Annotated in this window: 5 protein-coding genes; all 5 read left to right on the plus strand. The window is 41.4% G+C overall.

The features are described 5' to 3' along the window. Positions 1–185 precede the first annotated feature (185 nt). Positions 186–836 carry a LysM peptidoglycan-binding domain-containing protein gene (locus tag ABFX15_RS06165; protein WP_346024598.1) on the plus strand — a complete coding sequence of 217 codons (651 nt, stop codon included), beginning with the start codon at positions 186–188 and terminating at the stop codon, positions 834–836. Positions 837–869: 33 nt separating this feature from the next. Next, the gene (gene cmk, locus ABFX15_RS06170; protein ID WP_346024599.1) at positions 870–1,547 is read left to right on the plus strand and encodes a (d)CMP kinase; all 678 of its coding nucleotides are present in this window, start codon (positions 870–872) and stop codon (positions 1,545–1,547) included. A gap of 97 nt (positions 1,548–1,644) precedes the next feature. Continuing rightward, positions 1,645–3,042 carry a 30S ribosomal protein S1 gene (rpsA, locus tag ABFX15_RS06175; RefSeq protein ID WP_428830609.1) on the plus strand — a complete coding sequence of 466 codons (1,398 nt, stop codon included), beginning with the start codon at positions 1,645–1,647 and terminating at the stop codon, positions 3,040–3,042. 111 nt (positions 3,043–3,153) lie between these two features. Next, the gene (der, locus tag ABFX15_RS06180; RefSeq protein WP_346024600.1) at positions 3,154–4,467 is read left to right on the plus strand and encodes a ribosome biogenesis GTPase Der; all 1,314 of its coding nucleotides are present in this window, start codon (positions 3,154–3,156) and stop codon (positions 4,465–4,467) included. 216 nt (positions 4,468–4,683) lie between these two features. Next, complete coding sequence (locus ABFX15_RS06185) at positions 4,684–4,959, plus strand: HU family DNA-binding protein (protein WP_091266765.1); 276 nt, start codon at positions 4,684–4,686, stop codon at positions 4,957–4,959. The last annotated feature ends 119 nt before the right edge of the window (positions 4,960–5,078 follow it).

The raw sequence follows: 5,078 nt of genomic DNA on the forward strand, positions 1-5,078 counted from the left end.
ATTTGACAAAAAAGTAAAGCTATAACAGACTTTGTGTCACTTTTTATTGATTCCAGCTGTTAAACTCCCGAGTGAAGATCTGTGGCAGGACAAGCTAAAATTTTTATTTAATTTACAAAGCTAGACTCAAAGAATAAGGATTCTATGATATAATGAGACACGATTAGTTTGAGAGGAGTATATGAATGAGTAAAAAAGATCGTGAATCGATGGAAGAACTCTGGTCCAAACGTTTTGATGAAGAAGTTGATTATACTGATGATGAACCGATGTCCAGAAAAGCGAAAAGAGAAAGAGAACAGAGTATTTCCCCTATTTTAACTGTAACTGTTATTTTTTTGGCATTATTGATTATTTTACCTATATCTGCATATGCATGGTTTTCAAACAGAGAAGATATGTCCGAGGATCCCTCATCCCCCTCAGTTGAGCAGTCATTGGCTGTCAATGATGTAGAAGAACCAGAAGAGGAAGAACCGGAAATCGAAGATGAGGAACCAGAAGAGGAAGAACCGGAAATCGAAGATGAGGAACCAGATGAGGAAGAAAATGAACCAGAGCCAGAAGTGGAGCCTGAACTGGAAGAAGTACAGGAAAATGTTCAGACACCCCCAGTAACTGAGCAGCCAGCGGCACCTCAGCCTGAACCAGAGCCCGAACCCGAACCCGAACCAGAACCAGAACCTGCTGGTCAGGGAGAGTACTATACGGTTAAAGCAGGAGATAATATGTATCGTATCGCTCTGAACCACGGGATGAGTACTGAAGAACTGATGCAACTGAACGGATTGACGGTAGAAACAGTATTTGTAGGACAGGAACTCCGAGTTGAATAATTGCTAAAATATTATATTGGATGTGTAAAGTGAATGGAAACCCATAATGTAACGATTGCTATTGATGGACCAGCTTCTTCGGGGAAAAGTACGGTGGCCAGACGCATAGCAGACGATCTTGGCCTGATTTATGTCGATACAGGTGCAATGTACAGAGCGCTGACTTATGAAGCTTTAAGAAAAAGTGTTAATATAAAAGATGAGGATGCACTACTTAAGCTTCTTAAACATACTGATATCAGTTTGAAAAAGAGAAACATGGCCCAGTCTGTCTATCTGAACAATGAAGATGTCACTGAAGATATTCGTAAGAATAATGTGACTAATACTGTTTCAATCGTAGCGGCTCACCCGCTAGTAAGAGAAGAGATGGTGACCCGTCAGCAGAAACTAGCTGAAAATAATGGTGTGGTCATGGACGGAAGAGATATTGGTACAGTTGTTCTTCCGGATTCGGATGTAAAGATTTTTCTGGTGGCTAGCGTAATGGAGCGGGCTGAACGCCGCCACAAGGAAAACAGAAGCAAAGGTATTTTCTCTGATCTGGAACAATTGAAAAAAGATATCGCTGAACGAGACTATAAGGACTCAACGCGAGACACATCACCGCTTAAGCAGGCAGAGGATGCGGTGCGCATCGATACGACTAAATTGTCTATTGAAGAAGTAGTCGAAAAAATCAAGTCATTGATTAGCACTAAGTTAAACTAAACGGTGATTTTTAACTGAAAATGTTTTACTGGAATTTAAAAAGCATATTCGGTACAATTAATAGTGTAGGAATTATTGGTATTGGAGGCATACAAAGATGACAGAAAAAGAAAACAGAAATGAAGAAGAAGTGACAAACGAAGAAGCGGTGGAAACAGCGAATGAACAAGTTGAAGTAAATTCATCTGCTGATACATCTCCAGAAGATGTGATTGCAGAAAACGAAGAGGCTCAAGTTCAGCCTGCTGTTGAAACAGATGACACGCATTCGGAGTCAATGTCAGACGTTATGAAAGACGTTGTCGACATTACACCGGGTGATTTAGTCAAAGGTGAAGTACTCGCCATCGACAATGAAAAACAAGTTATTGTCGGTCTTGGTGGAGGACAGGAAGGGCACATCCCTCCTAGAGAGCTTGCTTCTGAACGCTTTGATCATCCATCAGATATCGTCTCTGTCGGAGATGTTATCGATGTAGTCGTACTAAGAGATATAAAAGATAAAGAACAGGGAAGCTTCATACTATCCAAGAAGCGTGTCGATCAGCGTAAAGTCTGGGAAGAGCTTCAGGAAAAATATAATAATGATGAAACAGTTGAAGCACCTATATCTAAAGTAGTTAAAGGCGGATTGACAGTTGATCTGGGCGTTAGAGGGTTTGTACCTGCGTCTCAGATGGATACATCATTTGTCAGCGATTTAAGTCAGTTTGAAGGACAAACCTACACATTCAAGATTCTAGAAATCGATCCGAATGAGCGCCAGCTGATTTTATCTCGTAAAGTTCTGCTTGAAAAAGAACAGGCTGCTGAAAAAGAGAAAGCTCTTGAAAACCTTGAAGAAGGATCTGTAGTTTCTGGTGAAGTCGTTCGTCTGACCAACTTTGGCGCATTCGTCAATGTCGGTGGTGCAGATGGTCTGGTTCACATTTCAGAAATTGCTCATGAGCGTATCAATCATCCTAAAGACAAATTGTCTATTGGTGATCAGGTAGACGTTAAAGTCCTAAAAGTCGATAAAGAACAGGGACGCATCTCCCTATCTATCAAGGAAACACTAGCTGGACCGTGGGATAACGTTGAAGAAGAGCTTGCTCCTGGAACAGTCGTTAAAGGTAAAGTGAAAAGAGTGACTGACTTCGGCGCCTTTGTTGAAGTGAAACCTGGTGTTGAAGGATTAGTTCATATTTCTGAAATGGCTCATAAACATGTGGAAACTCCTCATGAAATTGTAGCTAAAGACGAAGAAATTGAAGTGAAAGTTCTGAGTGTCAATCCTCAGGAAGAACGTGTTTCTCTAAGCATCAAAGCACTCACAGAAAACACCGAAAGTGCTCCTGCTAAAGAGGCACCCCAGCAGTCTTCTCAGAATGAAAGACTTTCAGTTAAACAGCCTTCACTTCGTGATGATGATGCCGAAGGTGCGTTTACTCTAGGTGACCAGATCGGCGACCAGTTATCTGGATTTATGGATAACGACAGCGACGAAGACTAGTCAGCTAAACAAATCGGTATATTATTACCGCACCCAACTAAAGCAGGTGTTATGCCTGCTTTAGTTGGGTGTGACTATTTAAAGCAAAGTGTTATGGAAGAAGGTGTTTGAATGACTAAACCAACAGTAGCGATCGTTGGAAGACCAAATGTGGGCAAATCCACTATTTTTAATCGAATAGTTGGCGAACGTATCTCTATAGTAGAAGATTCATCGGGAGTCACAAGAGACCGAATCTATGCTGATGCCGAATGGCTTGGCAGAGAATTCTCTCTTATCGATACCGGTGGGATCACTATGGAAGATGAACCGTTGAATATTCAGATTAGAAATCAGGCTCAAATCGCTATCGAAGAAGCTGACGTGATCATCATGCTGACCAGTGTCAGAGAAGGTGTCACTAATGAAGACGAACAGGTCGCGCCTATATTATTCAAGTCTGGAAAGCCGATCATATTGGCTGTCAATAAAGCAGACAATCCGGAATTACGTACGGAAATCTATGAGTTCTACTCATTAGGTCTAGGCACACCGTATCCTATCTCAGGGGCTCATGGACTGGGACTTGGAGATGTTCTGGATGCAGTGATCAAGGAATTTCCTGAAGACATGGAAGAAGAATACGATGAATCAACTATCAAGTTCAGTCTGATCGGAAGACCCAACGTAGGGAAATCCAGCCTGGTTAATGCCATTATCGGAGAGGAAAGAGTCATTGTCTCTGATATAGCAGGAACGACTAGAGAAGCGGTCGATACGCGTTTTGAAACGAAAGATGGCCGTGACTTTGTCATGATCGATACCGCAGGCATGCGTAAAAAAGGGAAAGTATACGAAGATACAGAGAAATACAGTGTTCTAAGAGCAATGAGAGCAATTGAACGTTCTGATGTGGTCTTATGTGTCATTAATGCTGAAGAAGGTATCAGAGAGCAGGATAAGCGTGTATTCGGCTATGCTCATGAAGCTGGCAAAGGAATCATACTGGTCGTCAACAAGTGGGACACGATTGAGAAAGAAACAAATACAATGAAGGAATTTGAACTGGATGTCAGAGATGAGTTTCAGTACTTAGCCTATGCTCCAATCATTTTCGTATCCGCTATGACCAAAAAGCGTCTTCACCTGCTGCCGGATAAAATTGAAGAAGTATTTATGAACCGAAATCTTCGAATTCAGTCTTCAATCTTGAACGATGTCGTGATGGATGCCGTCGCTACGAATCCGACGCCTACTGATAAAGGGCGCCGTCTGAAGATCTATTATACGACCCAAGTCGCTGTATCACCTCCGACATTCGTTATATTTGTGAACGATCCGGAGCTGCTGCACTTTTCATATGCAAGGTATCTGGAGAACAGATTCCGTGATACATTCAGATTTGAAGGAACACCTATTCGTATTATACCGAGACGACGAAAGTAGTTTCTAACAAAATAATCGGCTGGCCCTATGTGAGGAATGGAAGAGAATTTGACAAAACCATTGCAGTATCAACGATTCTGTGGTATCTTTTTAAATGAAATGTCAAGAATAGACTATTTCACCCATTACATTCAAAACAAAGGAATGTTGCAAGATCGCAAGTGGACTTAATGGTCTTCATGCATCGATCTTCTTTTGAGGAGGTGAAAGAATACAATGGCAAATAAAGCAGAATTAATCGAAAAAGTAGCAGCAACAGCTGACCTTACTAAAAAAGACGCGACTGCAGCAGTAGAAGCGGTTTTCGAAACAATCAAAGATTCACTAGCTGAAGGTGAAAAAGTTCAAGTAATTGGCTTTGGTAACTTTGAAGTACGTGATCGTGCTGCACGTAAAGGACGTAACCCTCAAACTGGGGAAGAAATCCAGATCCCTGCAAGCAAAGTCCCTGCATTCAAAGCTGGTAAAGCATTGAAAGACGCAGTAAAATAAAAAGTAATTACTTTTGTTATGTCGAGATCAGCTGATCTCGGCTTTTTTTTTAGAATAGGAAAGTATAAAGTTTTACCCGCTAGAAAGCCTATCACCTCAAACGTTAATCACTATCACTT

Origin of the sequence: Alkalibacterium indicireducens (genome assembly GCF_039522005.1) — a bacterium.
Classification (GTDB): Bacteria; Bacillota; Bacilli; order Lactobacillales; family Carnobacteriaceae_A; genus Alkalibacterium; species Alkalibacterium indicireducens.